This window comes from Clostridium ihumii AP5, assembly GCF_000612845.1.
Classification (GTDB): domain Bacteria; phylum Bacillota; class Clostridia; order Clostridiales; family Clostridiaceae; genus Clostridium_J; species Clostridium_J ihumii.
The window spans coordinates 78,302-97,539 of the sequence record NZ_CCAT010000045.1; the positions used below are offsets into that span (position 1 = coordinate 78,302).

General features: G+C 26.1%; 15 protein-coding genes. 4 read left to right on the top strand and 11 right to left on the bottom strand.

The window, feature by feature from the left end:
* Positions 1-6 precede the first annotated feature (6 nt).
* Entirely contained in the window at positions 7-906 is a 900-nt protein-coding gene (locus BN346_RS08260) for an FAD-dependent oxidoreductase (RefSeq protein ID WP_040327793.1), read from the top strand.
* Positions 907-966: 60 nt separating this feature from the next.
* Here the strand turns inward: BN346_RS08260 and BN346_RS08265 are convergent, their stop codons facing one another.
* From BN346_RS08265 to hpdB, 4 genes are all read right to left on the bottom strand, one after another.
* Positions 967-1,611, bottom strand: a complete 645-nt coding sequence (locus BN346_RS08265; RefSeq protein ID WP_040327796.1) for a Crp/Fnr family transcriptional regulator — start codon at positions 1,609-1,611, stop codon at positions 967-969.
* 99 nt (positions 1,612-1,710) lie between these two features.
* Positions 1,711-2,646, bottom strand: coding sequence for a 4-hydroxyphenylacetate decarboxylase activase (hpdA, locus tag BN346_RS08270; protein WP_101541689.1), 936 nt, complete (start codon positions 2,644-2,646; stop codon positions 1,711-1,713).
* 11 nt (positions 2,647-2,657) lie between these two features.
* Positions 2,658-2,915: a 4-hydroxyphenylacetate decarboxylase small subunit gene (gene hpdC / locus BN346_RS08275; protein WP_040327799.1), complete on the bottom strand. Its 258-nt coding sequence runs from the start codon at positions 2,913-2,915 to the stop codon at positions 2,658-2,660.
* Positions 2,916-2,919: 4 nt separating this feature from the next.
* Entirely contained in the window at positions 2,920-5,607 is a 2,688-nt protein-coding gene (gene hpdB, locus BN346_RS08280; RefSeq protein WP_040327801.1) for a 4-hydroxyphenylacetate decarboxylase large subunit, read from the bottom strand.
* A gap of 582 nt (positions 5,608-6,189) precedes the next feature.
* Here hpdB and BN346_RS08285 point away from each other — a divergent pair.
* Positions 6,190-6,963 carry a DUF4931 domain-containing protein gene (locus BN346_RS08285; RefSeq protein ID WP_040327802.1) on the top strand — a complete coding sequence of 258 codons (774 nt, stop codon included), beginning with the start codon at positions 6,190-6,192 and terminating at the stop codon, positions 6,961-6,963.
* A gap of 21 nt (positions 6,964-6,984) precedes the next feature.
* Here BN346_RS08285 and BN346_RS08290 read toward each other — a convergent pair whose 3' ends face one another.
* The 3 genes from BN346_RS08290 to BN346_RS08300 form a co-directional block, all read right to left on the bottom strand.
* On the bottom strand, positions 6,985-7,695 hold the full coding sequence (locus BN346_RS08290; protein WP_040327804.1) for a GNAT family N-acetyltransferase: 711 nt from the start codon (positions 7,693-7,695) through the stop codon (positions 6,985-6,987).
* Positions 7,696-8,110: 415 nt separating this feature from the next.
* Entirely contained in the window at positions 8,111-8,488 is a 378-nt protein-coding gene (locus BN346_RS08295) for a hypothetical protein (protein ID WP_040327807.1), read from the bottom strand.
* A 136-nt stretch (positions 8,489-8,624) separates the two neighbouring features.
* A complete protein-coding gene (locus BN346_RS08300) occupies positions 8,625-11,936 on the bottom strand; it encodes a collagenase (protein ID WP_051540187.1) in 3,312 nt (1,103 codons plus the stop codon).
* A 358-nt stretch (positions 11,937-12,294) separates the two neighbouring features.
* Here BN346_RS08300 and BN346_RS08305 point away from each other — a divergent pair, with 358 nt between their 5' ends.
* Positions 12,295-12,504 carry a cold-shock protein gene (locus BN346_RS08305; RefSeq protein ID WP_040327808.1) on the top strand — a complete coding sequence of 70 codons (210 nt, stop codon included), beginning with the start codon at positions 12,295-12,297 and terminating at the stop codon, positions 12,502-12,504.
* Between the two features lie 56 nt (positions 12,505-12,560).
* Here the strand turns inward: BN346_RS08305 and BN346_RS08310 are convergent, their stop codons facing one another.
* From BN346_RS08310 to BN346_RS08320, 3 genes are all read right to left on the bottom strand, one after another.
* Positions 12,561-13,220 (bottom strand): flavin reductase, encoded by a 660-nt coding sequence (locus BN346_RS08310; RefSeq protein WP_040327810.1) that lies wholly within the window; start codon positions 13,218-13,220, stop codon positions 12,561-12,563.
* A 439-nt stretch (positions 13,221-13,659) separates the two neighbouring features.
* Positions 13,660-14,529 carry a radical SAM protein gene (locus BN346_RS08315; RefSeq protein WP_040327812.1) on the bottom strand — a complete coding sequence of 290 codons (870 nt, stop codon included), beginning with the start codon at positions 14,527-14,529 and terminating at the stop codon, positions 13,660-13,662.
* Between the two features lie 138 nt (positions 14,530-14,667).
* Complete coding sequence (locus BN346_RS08320) at positions 14,668-14,859, bottom strand: helix-turn-helix transcriptional regulator (RefSeq protein ID WP_040327814.1); 192 nt, start codon at positions 14,857-14,859, stop codon at positions 14,668-14,670.
* Positions 14,860-15,112: 253 nt separating this feature from the next.
* Here BN346_RS08320 and BN346_RS08325 point away from each other — a divergent pair, with 253 nt between their 5' ends.
* Positions 15,113-15,634 carry a TetR/AcrR family transcriptional regulator gene (locus BN346_RS08325; RefSeq protein WP_040327815.1) on the top strand — a complete coding sequence of 174 codons (522 nt, stop codon included), beginning with the start codon at positions 15,113-15,115 and terminating at the stop codon, positions 15,632-15,634.
* A 143-nt stretch (positions 15,635-15,777) separates the two neighbouring features.
* Here BN346_RS08325 and BN346_RS08330 read toward each other — a convergent pair whose 3' ends face one another.
* Positions 15,778-19,206 carry a pyruvate carboxylase gene (locus BN346_RS08330; RefSeq protein WP_040327816.1) on the bottom strand — a complete coding sequence of 1,143 codons (3,429 nt, stop codon included), beginning with the start codon at positions 19,204-19,206 and terminating at the stop codon, positions 15,778-15,780.
* Positions 19,207-19,238 lie beyond the last annotated feature (32 nt).

Below are 19,238 nucleotides of genomic sequence, written 5' to 3' on the forward strand. Positions count from 1 at the left end.
ATTCATATGAAAGAATTTGATGTTGTTATAATTGGTTCTGGTGCTAGTGGATTAAATTTAGCCTTAAATCTAATGGAACTTGGAATTAAAAATCTTTTAATTGTTGAAAAAGATCCTATAATTGGTGGTCGTTTAAATACAGCAACTTACAACATAAGTAAAAATGCAAATATTATAGGTGTAGAGTATAAAGATGATTTATTAACTAAAATAAAACAAAATGCTATACAAGTTTTAACTAATACCCTTGTAACTAAAATAGACAAAAATACATTAACTGTTTCTAACTCTTTAGATGGAATTTTTAATATAATGTCTAAAGTAATTGTGCTTTGTAATGGCTCAAAAGAAAAAGGCATAAATACTTTAAATATAGATAGCAATAGACCTTCCGGAATCTTTACAACAGTTGCTACTGAAAAAATCTTAAATTCTTTTCATGCCTTACCAGGTAAAAATATAAGTTTTTTAGGTTTTTCTGATACTGGAAAAGAAATTTTTAAAATTTTAAAAAGTAAAGGAGTCCATATTTCTTCTATAATATGTACTGATGATTTAGATACACTAAATGATATTCCTACTGAGTTAATTTATAAAAATTATAAATTAGTTAAAGTAAATGGAAACGGTAGATTAACATCTATTGAAATTACTAATAATTATGATAAAAAGGTATTATCTTGTGATACATTAATATTGTCAGAACCGGCAATTCCTGATTCATTACTTGCAATGCGTAGTAACATTCCGCTTGAAAATGGAGTTCCTATTTTAAATGAGAATTTTCAAACAAAGGTAAGTAATATATTTGTTATTGGAAATGCTGCTTATATACATAATTCTATAGAAGAAATTGAATTAAATTCTAAAAAAGTTTCCTATATAATATTTAATACTTTAAAATAATATTAAATATTTTTAACATACATCCTTCTAAGCCTATTAGTACCCCTAATAGGCTTAATTCTATTTCAAAAAATTTCTAACTTCTTTAGATATTTCACATAATTTTTTTTCATCTAAAATAATAAATTTATCTTGCTCCTTTTTTATATACCCTTTTTCTAAAAATTTATTTATTGTATTATATATACTTTTTCTACTCATATATAGTTGTTTTGATAACTCATACATACTTTTGCATTTAAATATACCATTCTCTGAATTTTCCAATATATAATGTGCTAATCTTTCTTCTATTTTAAAAAGATTCTTTATAAGTGATTTTTTATAAATTAAATATATTCTCTTGCTAGTTTTAAATAAAAATAGACTTAGAAATTTATCATTTTTCTTTAGCTTTTCTAATGTTTGTTTATTTATTTTAAGTAAAGAAACATCTGTAATTGCTATAATATCTCCCCTAAAATCTTGATCATACATATAGCTTATCTTACCTACAAATTCATTTTCTGAAAGAGTATCCACAAGTAGCCTTTTCCCATTCATAGTTAAACATTCCACCATTACGCTTCCATTAAGTATAAAAAATATCTCATCAAAATCATCTTCACTTTGCACTATATACGTTCCTTTTTTATATATAACATTTTCAATTTCATCTTTATACATCTCTATATGATCATATATACATGTGTCACTTATCTTCATAAATTCCTCCAAATCATAATGAAATAATTTACCATTATATAATAACATATAAATCTATAAAAGGCTCTTAACTAACACTTTAGTTAAAAGCCTTTGTAATTAAAATAACGTATTATCTGATATATAACATGCAATATTATTTTCTAAAAACATATCTTGAAATTTCTCTAACTCTTCATTTGTTACATCACCATATTCACTATAATCATAGTTTTCTCCAAATTGATTCCATTTACTTTCACCCATTCTGTGAAATGGTAGTAAATTTATTTCCACTAAATTATTTTCCTTCATAAATTCAATAATTTCCTCTATATTTTTATCTGAATTATTAAATTTATCTATAACAGGTACTCTTAAAACCAATCTACCACTCCAATTAGATGAAACTAATTTTCTTATATTATTTTTTATAATCGTATTATCTACTCCAGTTTTTTCTTTATGTTTTTTAGTGTCCATGTGCTTTAAATCTATAAAAGCAAAATCTATATATTTCATAACATTCATAAATATTTCTTCTTTTGCATAAGCACTAGTTTCTATAGCTGTATGAAATCCTCTTTTTTTACATTCTTTTAATATTTCTATTAAAAATTCACTTTGCATCAATGGTTCTCCACCACTAAAAGTAACACCACCATTACTTCTCCAATTATTTGAATCTCTTTGTAATATCTTTAATAGTTCTTCAACTGAATACTCTTTATAGCAAAGCTTTAATGCATCATAATAACAAGATTTCACACATGAAAAATCATTACATGTTTTACATAGTTCTAAATCTAATATAGGTTTATTAAGCTTATCAAACTTTATACCTTTCTTTTCACAACTATCTTTACATAAATTACAATCAGTTTTATACTTACAAGATAATTCACTAAACATTATGCTACTCTTATTCCAACTTTCAGGATTAGCACACCATCTACATTTAAGTGGACATCCATTCATAAAAACAGTTGTTCTGCATCCAGGTCCATCATGAACTGAAAAACTTTGTATATCAAAAATTTTAGCCTTATTTTTCATAATATCCACCTTTATTTAAACTTATGTCCTTCACATGTAATTGCTTTTAATTCTTTAAATGTCCAGTTTTCCTTTTTTAACCCTACACATTTGCCCATACCTTTTTCATCTTCATCTTTAAAATTTATACAATTCTTACACTTAGCCATCTCTTTAAAGCTACTACAAACTTCACTATCTATATTTATAAACTCTTTAGAAATCCTACAAATACCTTTTGAAGCATCTATAGCGCAAAAATTTAAGCAATCATTATGTTTTAAATTCATTTTTCTACACTCCTTTATACTCTGTTCTTGATATAACTTCATCTTGTATAGGTTTTCCAAGTTCACACCAATATTGAGTAAATCCTGCAACTCTAACCATTAAATCTCTATATCCATCTGGATTTTTTTGTGCATCTTTAAGCATTTGTGAATCTATTATATTGTATTGAATATGGAACCCACCTTTTCTTAAATAACTTCTTGTTAAATCTAACAACTTCTTACTTCCTTGCATTCCTCTAAGTGCTGTTGGATGTAACTTTAAATTCATTTGAGAATTTTGAGATGTAGTATGATCCCAAATTGTAGCTGATTCAAATAATGCATATACACCATTTTTATCTGTTCCTGGATATGCTGATACAGATCCATCAGAATATGTGGTTCCACTAAGTCTTCCATCTGGTGTTGCAAGTGTTGCAGCTCCTTGTGGACCATGTGTTGAAACTGATATTTGACATGGATATAGTTTTTTGCCATACAATGATTCCACACTTCTACATACTTTACTAAACCACTCTTCATATTCTAACAATATACTATCTGCATAAAAATCGTTATTACCATACTTAGGTGCTTTTAAACATTCACCATATATCTTGTCATATTTATGGCTATCATCAAATTTTACTTGATCTACTAAAGAATAACTGCCAACTTCTGAAGCATTTTTAAATCCGAAATTATTTACCATAGCATCTTTTAATTCTTCCAGTGTATGTTCTCCTTCATAAACAACTTTTTTAATTGCAGCTAATGAGTTAACCATTGTTATAGTTCCACAACTTTCTACATTAAAAGTTGCATTATATCTATAACCCATATTTCCAATGTGCTGTCCCTTTTCTAAACAATCTGGTTTTAAAAATGAATTTAAAACAGACATATTTTGTTTTCTCCAAATGTCATGCTCTATATTGTTGGTCTTATCTAAAATTTTAATAGTTTCTTCATAGTATTCTTTAAAAGTTTCAAAGAATTCTTCAAAAGTTTCTAATTTCTTATTATGTGGCTTATAAACTTGTGTGCCAGTTCTATAATCTTTACCATTTGTTATAACAAGTTCAATTATTTTAGGGTTTGCTATAAAATGTACACCTACGCTTGTTGGCTGACCTGCACCCCCTGGAACATAGTATGTCTTGTTATTTAAGTGAAGTGGTTTAAAACAACATGGAGATGTCTCTAAACATCCACCTATAGCAATTGCCCTTGCCTCCTCTATAGTCATACCTTCTTCTGCAAACTGATTCATAAGAAATTCTATTGCATTTCTATTATTTATCCATGCAGGATATCCAGCTCCAGTTTTATTGCTTTCAACTGCTTTAAGTAAAAATTCTTCTGGTAACTTTTCATCATAAATTATTGTTAACGTTGGTTGAGGAGTTTTACAACTAATTCCAGCTTCTAATATAAGCATTTCTAATTCATTGGCTGCTGATTTACCATCTTTAGTAAGTCCACCCATACTTAAATTATTAAAAGTATTTCCTGATAAAACTCCTCCATTTACTCCAGCTGATGCAAAGCAATCTATACAAGTTATTTTTATTCTGTAAAGCTCCATAAGCTCTACTACTTCTTCTTTTGTAATTGTTCCATTATTTATATCTTGTTCATACCAAGGATATAGTACTTGTCCAAGTCTTCCTATAGACATTCCTGATATAGCATCTTCATTTACTGCTGCAATATGTATAGTGTAGCAAAGTTGAAGTGCTTCTCTAAATGTACTAGGTTTATTATATGCTATATGCTCTAATACATTTGCTATATTTTCATATTCTGCTTTTTCTTCTCCATTTTCTAATGTAGCTAAAAATTTAGCATGTTTTGCATAATTTAAAATCCAATTTTGTATTCCCTCTATTACATTTATTACAGCTTCATAAAAATAAAGTCTATCCATTCCTATTATGCCATCACCATCGGCATTACCTGCTACTTCTTTTATACATTCTTTTGCCATATTTATTAATTCATTTAATCCATACTCTAGTGGATAATAATAGTTTATAACTTCTCTACCTTGTGGAATTGTATATCCTGAATCAAACATACAAATTAAACTATCCATTATATTTTTTTTAGTTTCATATTCAGGTACTAATTTCTCATATCTAAGACTTACATCCTCTACTGATTTGTTTTCCCACTGACGAGCAACTCTTAAAAGTGCAGGTATTTCATCTTTTCTCATACCAAATTTTCCTGCTATAGATACAACTTCTCCAAAACTTTTAGTTACGTTTCCTCCACCTTGTCCAAATTGACTTAGTTCATCTGCACTATTAGTCTTACACGCTTCTTTTTCGATTTCATCTCCTTGTGCTATAAAGAAACTTTCACTTAACCATGGCATTGGAAAAGAACCTCTATAATTATAAGTTTTTTGCATAACTAGTTTTTCACCTGGAATTATATTCGGTGTCATATGTGTAAATGCTGACTTCAATGCTTTAGCTCTTCTAACTACCGTTATCTCTCCATCTAATTCATTCCAAGTCCTAGTATACCAATATGGAAATTCCATATCTGCTGTAGATAATGTATTGTAAAACACATTTCTTAAATCTTCTGCTCTCTTAGTTGGAGTTTTTCTCACTTCAATGCAATCATTGCTTGCTTTAGATTCAATCCCATTACTTTTAAGAATTTCTCTAATCTTATCTTCCTTATCCTTTAACATCTCAATCCCCCCAAATATTTATTCACTTTTAATATACTCTCTATAACTCTTAAATCGTTAGTGTAAATTACACTATAGGGTTCCAAGTTCAAATTTAAAATAATATCTTTATCAAGTGATATTATTAAGCTTACAGTTTATTTTTATATTTGGAACCAAGTAAGAGTTAAGAGTGAAAAGTGAAAAGTTATAGTTGATATTACTCACTTCGTTCCTAATATCTAAAAATACAAGTTAATAAAAACTAAGTTTTTATATAATCTTTAATTAATTTGCTTTGCAAATTACTATAAAAATCGATTTTTTAAAACTGATACTTCAGTTTTATCCTACATTGTTAATCGTTAATTGTTAATTTTTATATAATAATTTAGTTATCTCTTTCTCAACTGAAACAACAGTAATTGCATTTTTAGCTTGTATTCATAAGTTAAGCTATCATGTTGAAATAATACAAACCATACTTAAGTTAAATATTGTTAATATAAGAAGATTTGAACTCAAGGTGTGTTATAATATAAATAATTATTTTAGTTTATAATATAATTTATATTCAGTAATATTTATTAAGTAGGTGACTATATGAATAGTGATAAATATATAAATTTCTTTTATAGTATAGGTAAATCTAAGCCTAATGATTTACACAAAGAAGATAATGGTTGTCCCTTCTGTAACAAGGAAGAATTACAAAACATTATAGAACAATCTGATGATATAATTCTCTTAAAAAACAAATATCCAACTTTAGAGAATACACTTCAACTAGTAATAATTGAAACTGAAAAATGTGGCTTAAATATATCATCTTATTCTAAACCTCATAACAGAAAATTATTTACCTTTGCTATTAATCATTGGTTAGAAATAATAGAAAGCAATGAATTTAAATCAGTAATTTTATATAAAAATCATGGTCCTATGTCTGGTGGTAGTTTAAAACATTCTCATATGCAAATAATAGGTTTGTATGATATTAACTATGAGGATTTAATACATCAAGAATATTTCGAAGGTTCTACTATATACAAAAATGACTTATGTGAAGTAAATCTATCTACTAAGCCATTAAACTGTTTTACAGAATTCAATGTAATAATAAATGATATTAATAATGTTAATGCACTTGCTGACAACGTACAGATACTTGTTCACTATATATTAAATAACTATAATGCTCACTGTGATAGTTTTAATTTATTTTTCTATAAAATTGATGAACAAATAATATGTAAAATAGTTCCTCGTTTTGTTACTTCTCCACTTTTACTAGGATATTCACTAAAACAAATTCCTAATAATTCAAAAGAAGTTATAAAAAAAATAAAAAAGCTATATTATACTAAATCAGACTAAAAAAAGAAGCATGAATAAAATTTATGCTTCTTTTGATATTATAAATTCTTTTGACAAAATCTTAAAACCTATAGACTTTGCAAGATTTAATGATGCTAAATTTTCATTATACACTAAGTATATAGGAATTATATTATTATCAAAACACCATTTTGTAGCAGCTATTGTAACTTGTTTTCCATAACCATAGCCTCTATATTTAGGATTTGTCCATACTGTTAAATTGCCACCATTATAATCTATATTTGATATTTTACAATAAGAAACTATTTTATCATCCTTTAAAATTACAAATTCTCTTCCTTCTAAAATTTCTTTTTCTTTTCTCTTCCATATATCTTCAATTTCATTCTTGTTTCTTCCTTTCAAATTTTTCATCAGAATTTCTTCTGTAAGTCTTTGAACTTTATTATCTATCTCTACAAATTTAAATATATTTTCTTCTATTGTCATTCTATACATAAACCTTGAACTATAATCTTTTAACTTTTTATAAAAAAACTTCTTTATCTCCTCTAAATTCATGTGTTTTAAATGTATAAATTCATCATAAAAACTAGGTGATATTGAAAAAACTTCTTTATTTTCTATATTAGTAATTATTAAATAATGAAAATAATAATTATTTATAGGAACATCTCTTTGCTTACTTTTAAATATAGTTTTTCCATTATCCAAATCATCTCTTATTACATCCAAATAATTTAAATAGTAATTATAAAAATCCCTCATTCATCATCCTCCTAAACACTATGATATATGTTTCTATTCCAATATTTTAATCTACACACTTATTAATTTATAATCTTAAAATTTAATGAATTCTCACCTACAAAAGTGGTAATGACATTTAAGAATATAAATACTTGGAAACTCTATTTCAACATTCGCCTTAAATTCTCAATTAACACCTGGGGATTGAAATCCACGCTACAATGTTTTATTTGTGCTTCAAATAAAATTAATATAATACTTATTCATAAAAATGTTTTATTTGTGCTTCAAATAAAATTAATATAATACTTATTCATAAAAAGTTCATTTTGGAGAATAAATTCCCCATCATAATATTCTTACTAACCATAGTTTTAATAGTAAATATCACTACTCCTTTGAATATTTTATAAAACTTACTTTTCATACAATATCAATCTTTCAAATAAAACAATTCTACTTCTGTAAAATCACAGGTTAAACTTTCTTGTTTCAATTTTTCTTTAACTTCCTTAGCTAATCTTAAAACAGATGTTTTAAATCCTTCAATATCACTTGTGTATTCCTTATTAAGTGTGCCAGCTATAATAATTGTATCTTCTCCGCCTTTAGGGCATCCCCACATTCCACTATATACAGTTTTACTACTGCAAATTACAGCTGATACATATATACCACTTTCCTCATACTCTTTTATAGCTATCTCTTGCCATAGTACTCCTAACATTTCAAGTCCATTTACTACTTCATTATTATGAAAATATCCTTCATTTATCCCTGTTATAATTTCAAACTTAACTGTCTTATCCACTTTATCATCCTTCTCTTTTTAAATATTGTAATAAATACATATAGACTTAATATTAAATTTTAAAATATAAATTATACTTTCTAAAAAAATTTTGATAAAAAAATAGGAACTATCTCTAAGATAGTTCCCATAAATTCTATTTTATTATAAAGTTATAATCTGATGCTCCATCATCATATCCATAAACATATAAATAGTAATTTCCTTTAGTTAATTTGTATTTATTACTTAATTCTTTATCATTTATATTTGCATAACCTATATAATTATTTAAATCATCTTCTTTGTATAATAACCAGTTCATACCTTTATCACTTAACTTGTTTAATATTATTTCTACATCCTTATCACTATCCACACTAAACTTAAATATATCATTATTATCTTCTTTACTTAAGCTAGCTAAAACAGTTTTATTCATAATAATACTATTTGCTTTTTCAAAACTATTATTATCTTCTTTTTCTTTTATTTTCTCTGGCTCTTTCTCTTTCAATTTTCCATTTATCCTAAAGCCATATTGTTCATCTTTATCCTCATATTTGTAAACTTTTAAATAGTATCTTCCTGGTTTTGTAACTTTATAACTACCATCTAAATTTTCATTTATTGGATATGCAAGCATTCCATCTTTATCTTCTTCACTAGATAATATCCAATTTATGCTTGAATTTTCTTCCTTAACAAATTGGAAACTTAAATCACCTATTTCATCTACATCAAAATAATAAATATCAATGTTGTCATCACCATATAAATCACCATAAACCACTGTATTTGAAACTATTGGACCAGATGCATTTTCAAACTTATTATTTGGTTCTACATCTAATTTACCATCATTATTATCACCAGTAGACTCTTTTTTTATATTTATAGTTGTACTTCCCTTTCCAATTGCTCCTTTATCATCTTTTACAGATAACTTAACTAAATAAGTTCCTTCATTCTCATAGATATGACTTGGGTTCTTTTCACTACTTGTGCTTCCATCTCCAAAATCCCAAGCATACTCAACTATTTTACCATCTACATCATTAGATTTTTCTCCTATAAAGTTTATAGTTTCTCCAACTTTACCATAATTAGTAGCTTCTATTTTTGCATTTGGTGCACTATTTTCATTATCTATTTTGTTTCCCTTATTAAGACCTGTAAATACAACATCATATTCATAATTATTATTTTTATTAACTCTATAGTTTACAAAATAACAATTTACTGTTTCATATCCACTCCAAGATTTATCTTCAAGTCTTTCTATGAATTCATTTGCTTTATTGTTCATTTCTTTCCAATCTTCTAATTCACCATTACTTCTTTTGCCTTCATAAGTTCCTCTTAGTTCAAAACTATTAAAGAAATCACCAGCATCTTCATCAACTGAAACATTTTTTAAATTTGAAACTGATTCTATATCAGCATAAACTTCTTTAGAATTTTTATTATCATGATTTTTTAAATAATCATCTGAAACTAAAGGTACTGTTAATGTTTCATATTTATCAACTAATCTTTGCATATGCTTTTGATATCCAGCATCAATTTCTTTATCTTTAGCAACCTTCTCTATATACGCATCATATCCACTAACATCATTGTTTTTTATTTGATTTATAAATGTTTTAAATAAAGGCATATTTTCATTATACATATAATCAGAGAAAGCAAATCCATAATAATAGAATTCCCAAGATCCATATTTTGAATGAACTAATTTATTTGTTGAAAATCTTTCTTCTGGATTTCTGCTTAATCCACTAACTTCTGATTTTCTAGGAAGTATATTATCTTTTCTTGTAGATCCTGCAAAGAACTCTGCTGATCCTTCTTCAAGCCAAGTTATCCTTCCATCTTTTCCTTTATAAAAATCTGCTGTTCCCCACATACCTGGAACTAAATATCTTCCTTGTAAATAGTGAGTATACTCATGTCTAAATAATTCTTCTAAACTAAAAATACTCTCTGCTTCTGTTCTTTCATAAGTGAAGAATGCACCATCACCTTCTATATAAATTCCACCATTATCTGTGCTATATCCATATAACTTAGAATTCATTTTATATTCCTTTGGACTATTATATATAACCATAGTTAGTATATCATCAGGATTTCCTTTTTCTAAAGCACTATCATTACCTACAACTCTAAAGAATTGAGAATTAACTTCTTTAGATGCCCAGTATAATCTTTTAATTTTATCTTCACTTATCTTATCGCCTGCTTTTATTATCATTTTTCCATCATCAAAAGTATAAGTTTTTGGAAGATAGTGTTTTTTTCCTTCTTCTTTTGCTTTACTTACGTCTACTTTTTCACCATTTGTCATAGTGCTATTAAAATCATATTCTATACTTTGTAATGCTGTAAAATATTGCTCACCTAGGTATGGATATATTTTCAGAGCTTTTTCTACATCTTTTTGCTTTGATATTTTATCACTATGAAATCCTGCAAGCTTTCCTGTATAATATATTCCGTTGTTTACAAGCCATTCACTTTCTTCACTTACATTGCCTAAAAGTGCTAAATTGCTAACTTCATTAATAAAATTATCTATTTTCCCAAACCATGGTGTTTTATCTGCTTCTATTCTATTGTTATATGAATATGATTGTAAATCATATTGAATTCCCTTTATTAATTCAAAAGTAGCTTGTCCTTTTCTATAATCTGATTCATACTCTGATATATTATTTCTATAATCTTTTAATATTTTAGTTGTTCCATTCACAACTTGAACATTACAAGCTGAATTTCCTATTAACATTCCTAAAGACTTGATAACTTCATTTTGACCAACTTCACCTAATTTAAAATTAGGATTGTTTTCAATTGCTATCATTGCTGGAATAACTTTTTCTCTGTATTCTCTTTTGTATAACTTACTTAGTGAATCATTATAATATCCTAAATAAAATCCAGATCTTAAAACTTCTATAAGTGTTGGAATTCCCTTATCATCACTTGCTGTATATTGACTACCCTTTTCTTCTAAAGCATTAATAATTGCATTAATACGTTCATCATTTGAATAAAATTCATATGAATCATCACTTAACTCAAAAATTCCTGAAATCTGATGCCACTGACAATTAGATAACGTATCTATAAGATCTTCATAACTTAATTTATTTAAATCCTTAAAAGTAAAATTATCATTTTGTCTAACATTTCTAGATATTTTAACTTTTTCTTCTTTTAAATTATCTGTATCTTGTTTTCCAACTAATTCCTTAGAATCATCTTTAATAGCATCACTTTCATTTTTAAATTGTTCAAATCCATAGCAATTTAATGCATCCTCATCTTTCACATTCTGACTCATGTTAACATTATTACTACTTAAATTCCTCATATCAGTTATTGCTGATACACTTATGCTTCCTGACATTATCATAGAGCTAATTAACAGACATGAAATAATTTTAAATCCCTTACCTCTCATTTTTTAATTCCCCCTTAAATTTTGTTTTAAGATACTTTTTTTGCTTTAAAGTAATGTTATTGTATTTTGTCAATTTTTATATTTACATTTTGTTTTCTAAATTATATTTATGCGCGCACTAAATATTTGTTACCTTTAAGAATTACATACTTTTAAAGCACTAAATTTACATTACAATCTAATATTTCGTATCTTTAACTTTTTTCTAAATACTTACATAAATTATTTTTGATACATATTATATATATATTTTGTATTTTTTACTTTATTAAACATTTTTATTTTTATTGAATATTTATTTTATAAAAACAAATACTATCTCTATTAATTATTTTATATTTACAAGGAGATTTTAAAAATGACTATGTATAATGGTGTTATTAAATGGTTTGATAATTCAAAAGGCTATGGTTTTATATCAGCTAATAATGGAAATGATGTTTTTGTTCATCACTCTCAAGTTAAAGAAAAAGGTGATGATAAAGATTTACATGAAGGCGAACAAGTATCCTTTGATATAAGAGATGAAGCTAAAGGCCCTATGGCAATAAACGTTCAAAAACTTTAATATAATGAATAAAAATAGGAGAAATTAATAAACATTAATTTCTCCTATTTTTATTTCTATTTTTTTACAAACGCTGACTTAGGCTGATTACATAATGGACATAAATAATCTTCATCTAATTCTTCAAATGGTATATCACCATCATAAACATAATGACAAACTGAGCACTGATACATTGGTTTTGCTTTATCTGTTTCTACAATGTCTTTATCTTTTTGTTTTTCTGGTAATTTTTCATTTGAAACTTTTCCCATTTTCAAATCTCTATAGTATGCATATGTCATTGATTCTTCATCTTTTAATTTATATCCATCAACAACATCAGCAATAAATAAAGTATGACTACCTAAATCTATAGAATTAACTACTTTACATGATATATTAGCTACCGCACCATCTTCAATTATTGGATTTTTCAGTAAATCTGTTTTGTAATTAAATCCCTCTAATTTATCAGTTTCCTTACCACTTTTAAATCCAAATCTAGCAATGGTATCTAATGGTGCATATTTGCTTAATATTGATACACTAAATTTCTTAGAATTTAATATCATATCATGAGTTAAATTTTTCTTTAATACTGTTATACTCACTTTTATTGGCTCTTGTGTCAATTGACTTAAAGTATTTATAACACAAGCATTTTTCTTTCCTTCATATTCAACCCCTAATATATATACGCCATAAGTTATACTAAATAATGCACTTTGTTCCATAAAATTCCCCTCCATTTTTAATAATTATTATTATATAATAATTATACTCTATTATATTTTTTTTACAATACATTTATATAATTATTCAAAATATCATAATTATATAACAAAATAAAATCCCCACTAAAAAGTAAGGATTTTAATTTAAAATTATTAACTTTTAAAATATAGGATTACAAGTTCAAATTTTAAATAATAGATTTATTAAAGTTTCTTTGAAATTTTAATATACTCAGGGATTGAAATCCCCGCTACAATGTTTTATTTGTAGTCCAAATAAAATTAATATAGTATCTATCCATAAAAAGTTCATTTTGGAGAATAAATTCCCCATCATAATATTTTTACTAATCATAGTGTTAATAGTACATATAACTAATATTTTTAAAACTGATACTTAAGTTTTATCCTTCATTGTTAATTTTTGTACAACAATTAATTATAAACCTCTAAGATTTTCACTTTTAAAATAATTATTTTTTATGCTAACATTTATATCTCTAATAAGATTTTCCTTATTTTTTGGTAAAACTCCTTTTAAAGATATATAGTTAGAAGCATGATTACTTCTGAATACACATTTCTTTTTAACATCTATATTTTTTACAAGCTCTTTTATTTCTTCTAATATTTCTTTATCTGATAAAGGTTTAAAATGTCCAGTTTTATTTTTCTCATATAATTCTGTATTTTCTTCTAACATTAATGTTAAAACTCCTAAAAAATCAGGATTAATTTTACTTATTAAAATCCCAGTATTTATTGCATGATTTTTACTTTTTTCTACTCCGCCTAACCCTGCAATAACTGTTGTAGATAACACTATATTACTTTCTTTTACTTTTAAAGCAGCCTCTAATAGCTCATCTGAATTACATCCTTTTTTTATACTTTGTAAAACAAAGTTATCTCCACTTTCTATTCCCATATAAATCATATATAATCCAAGCTCTTTAAACTCCTTTAGTTCTTCAACACTTTTTCTTAAAATAGATTTTGGTGATCCATATAAACTTATTCTTTCACATTCAGGAAATTTAAACTTTATATATTTAAATATTTCTTTTAATTTTTCTGTTTGTATAATTAATGCATCACCATCTGCCAAAAAAATTTTTTCAACATTGCTATATTGTTTTCTAAAATAATCTATCTCTTCTTTTATTTGTTCTAATGATTTAATTGTAAATTTTTTAGATTTATACATACTACAAAAACTACATTTATTATGTGAACATCCAAGTGTAACTTGAATTATTAAACTGTAAGCCTCACTTGGAGGTCTATATAATGGCATATCATATAACATATTTTCTTTAAAAGTACTTTTTAAGTGTACTTTTATCCCCCTCCCATTCTATAAATTTAACCCTAAAACCTTTTTATTACTGATTCTTATAAAATTTATCTCTAATAAAAACCTTATATTAGTATATGAGTTTTATTATCAAAACCAAAATAAGTCATTTAACGTTTTACCTAAAACCTTGCAAATTTTGATACATACATTTAATGTTGGATTATATCTTTGAGCTTCTATAAGTCCTATTGTCTGCCTTGTAACTCCTACTAACCTAGCTAACTCTTCTTGCGTTAATTCTTTTTGAGTTCTAGCTAATTTTACATTATTTACACCCATAAATTCTCTCCATTTACAATAATATTACTTACTTTTTAAACATTGTTCAAACATTCTTTTACAATTATTGTATTTTATCTATTTAAATGTGTCAAATATTTAATAATTATTTAATATTTAGACAATACTAATATATATTATTATTGGGTATATATTTTTTATTTTAAATAATATAATGATATTGTAATAATATATCTCACAATTAAATATATTCATTTAATTTATCTAAATTCATTTTAAAGGAGTTTTTACAATGCCTAAAATCATAGAGAATTTAAAGGAAACTATATTGCTTGAAGGTAAATCTCAACTTCTAGAGTTTGGTTATAAAAATTTAAATATTAGAAATATAACATCTGCTTGTGGTATTGGAACTGGTACATTTTATAATTATTTTAAAAATAAAGATATGTTAGTATTAAGTATATTTGAATCAGATTGGAATTCTATATGTACATCTACTCATGAGTTTTTATATACAGAACAATCATTTAGAGAAAAGTTGTTTCTAATATATTCATATATTGGAAAACTTTCTAAAAGTTATATTACCGTATTAGCCGAAATGAGTCTTTATAGTGTACATATTTACAACATATTAACTCCTATTTACTCCCTGTTAGAAGAGTTAATAGCTTTTCACAGATTAAACGGTGATATTTCTTCTCAACTTTCTAATAAAAAATTATCAAGACTAATAACTTCTAATTTATTATATTTATGTAGTGCAACAAACTTATCTTTTGATGATTTATTTGATTTTATTAACATATAATTTAATTTACTTTTTAACTTAATAAAAAAGTGTGTTTTTACACACACTTTTTTATTAAATTAGTTTATTAATTAAGCTATACATATACGTAATTTTAAACTACAAAACTCCCCTTAGTATATAGCATCACACTATCATTAAAATTAATTACTTTTTAATGATATTAACAATTCTCCATTAATAACATTATCCCCTTCAACAACTTCAATCTTTTCAATAATGCCTTCTACTTTTGCATTTATATTAGTTTCCATTTTCATAGCTTCTATAATTACTAATTTTTCATTTTTAGAAACTTTTTGTCCTTCTTTTACTAATATTTTAGCTACATTGCCTGGAATACTTGCCCCTATTTCTAACGGATTATTTTTGTCTGCCATCTTCTTTTTAACTGTATTTGAATTAACTAAATTACTTTTATTGATTTCTATTTTTATTTCTCTTCTAAATCCATTTACCTCAAATATTAGTGTATTATTTAAATCATCCTTTAATATTTTTAAAAGTTTAATTATTATTTTTTTCCCCTCATACATCTCAACTTCCACTGTATCTCCTTCGTCCATACCGTGGAAAAATAATTCACTTTCTAAATTAGAAAAGTCTCCATTTTTATTTATATACTCCAAATACTCCTCAAACACCTTAGGATATAGTGCATAACTTAATGCATCCTTCATAGTAGTTTTTATTCCGTATTTATTTTCAATATGTACTTTTATATTATTAAAATCTTCATCTTTTAACAATTCACCAGCTCTACATTCTATTGGTTTTTCATCTTTTAATACTATTTTTTGTATTTGACTAGGAAATCCACATGCAGGTTGTCCCATCATCCCTTTAAAATAATCTATAGCTGAATCAGGATATGAAAAATCATTTCCTTTTTCTAAAATATTTCTAGAATCAAGTTCATTCTTAACCATAAATATTGCCATATCACCAACCATTTTTGATGATGGAGTTACTTTTACTATATCACCTAACATTTCATTTACTTCTTTGTACATATCTTTTATATCATTAAATTTATCATACATTCCAAAACTCATAACTTGTTGTTTTAAATTTGAATATTGTCCACCTGGTATTTCATACTTATAAACTTCAGCACTTGGAGATTTTAACTCTGATTCAAATTCACTATATATCTTTCTTACTTCTTGCCAATAATCTGATATAATTTGAAGATTATCTTCATTCATACCTGTATCTCTCTTAGTATTTTTTAATGCTGCAACTATTGAATTCATTCCAGGCTGACTTGTTAAACCTGACATTCCATTAAATGCTGTATCAACTATATCAACACCTGCTTCACTAGCCATAAGTATTGTTGCTACTCCATTACCAGTAGTATCATGTGTATGTAAATGTATTGGAATTGATATTTCTTCCTTAAGTGCACTTATAAGTTCATATGCAGCATATGGTTTTAATAAAGCTGACATATCTTTTATTCCAAGAATATGTGCACCCATTGATTCTATATTTTTAGCCATATTTATATAATATTTTAAATCATACTTAGTTTTAGATTTATCTAATATATCACCTGTATAACACATGCAAACTTCAGCTATTTTATTATTTTTAATTACTTCATCAGTAGCTACTTCCATACCTTTTAGCCAATTTAATGAATCAAAAATTCTAAATATATCAATTCCACTATTACTTGACTCTTTAATAAATTCTCTTATTACATTATCTGGATAGTTTTTATACCCCACAGCATTTGAACCTCTAATAAGCATTTGAAATAATACATTTGGAATTTCTTTTCTTAATTTTTCAAGTCTATTCCATGGGTTTTCTCTTAAAAATCTATAAGCTACATCAAAAGTAGCTCCCCCCCACATTTCTAATGAAAATAAATCATTTGCCATATTAGCAGTTGGTTTTGCTATATTTAACATATCCTTTGTTCTTACTCTAGTAGCCATAAGTGATTGATGTGCATCTCTCATAGATGTATCTGTTATTAAAAGTTTATTTTGATTTTTTATCCATCTAATTAATCCATCCGTACCTTCATTATCTAATATTTGTTTAGTTCCACATAATGTATTTTCATTCATTACTTTAGGAATATGTATTTCATTTTCTCTTTTATTTAACTTTTTACTATTATTAATAGTTTTCTGTGATATAAATTTTAAAACTTTTAATTCATCATCATCATTTTCTGATACATCTGTTAAATATGGATTGTTATCTATAAAATTTGTTGTACACTTTCCACTTTTGAACATTTCATTATCTAAAACATTTATTAAAAAACTTGAATTTGTTTTTACCCCATTTATTACAGTTTCTTTAATACATCTTCTAGCCTTATTTATTGTCTCTTCAAATGTCCTTCCATGAGTTATCACTTTTACAAGTAAACTATCATAATATGGACTTATAACTGCACCAGTAAACCCATTTCCACCATCTAATCTTACTCCAAAGCCAGAACTAGTCCTATACAAATCTATGGTTCCAGTATCTGGTGCAAAATTATTTTTAGGATCTTCTGTTGTTATTCTGCATTGGATAGAGTATCCTCTAAGACTTATATCTTCTTGACCGTGTATTCCTATTTTATCAGAATTTAGCATATATCCTTCTGCTATTAAAATTTGAGTTTGAACTATATCAATGCCTGTTATCATTTCTGTAACCGTATGTTCAACTTGTATTCTTGGATTCATTTCAATAAAATAGTATTCTCCACTTTTATCAACTAAAAATTCAACTGTACCTGCACTTCTATAATTAACTGCTCTTGCTATTTTTAAAGCATCTTTGCATATAGATTCTCTTAATTTTTTTGGAAGAGAAAATGCTGGAGTATATTCTATAAGTTTTTGATGCCTTCTTTGTATTGAACAATCTCTTTCAAACAAATGAACAATATTTCCACTTTTATCTCCAATAATTTGAACCTCTATATGCTTAGGGTCTTCAACATATTTTTCCATAAAAACATCATCTATACCAAATGCTTTTTTAGCCTCATTTTTAGCACTTTCTAACGCATCCAATAGTTCTTCTTTTTCTCTTACTATTCTCATTCCTCTACCACCACCACCGGCAGCAGCTTTTATCATTAGTGGATATCCACAAATATCTGCAAACTCTAAAGCTTGTTCATATGAATTAATTGGTTTATCTACACCTGGTATTGTTTTTACCCCTGCTGACTTAGCAACTATTTTTGATTTTATCTTTTCCCCTAGCATCTCCATCATTTCAGATGTTGGACCTATAAATTCTATATGATTTTCCTCACATCTTTTTGCAAATTCTATATTTTCTGATAAGAATCCATATCCTGGATGAATTGCGTCAACATTCTTTTCTTTTGCTAACTCTATAATTTCATCTATAGCTAAATATACATCTACTGGCTTTTTTCCAAATCCAATTTGATAAGACTCATCTGCCTTACTTCTGAATAATGCTTTTTTATCTTCCTCTGAATATATAGCTACAGTTCTAATGTCTAGTTCCTTACATGCTCTAAATATTCTTATAGCTATTTCTCCTCTATTTGCAACAAGAATCTTTTTAAACTTCACTTAAAATTCCCCCATCCTATATCGTTATATTA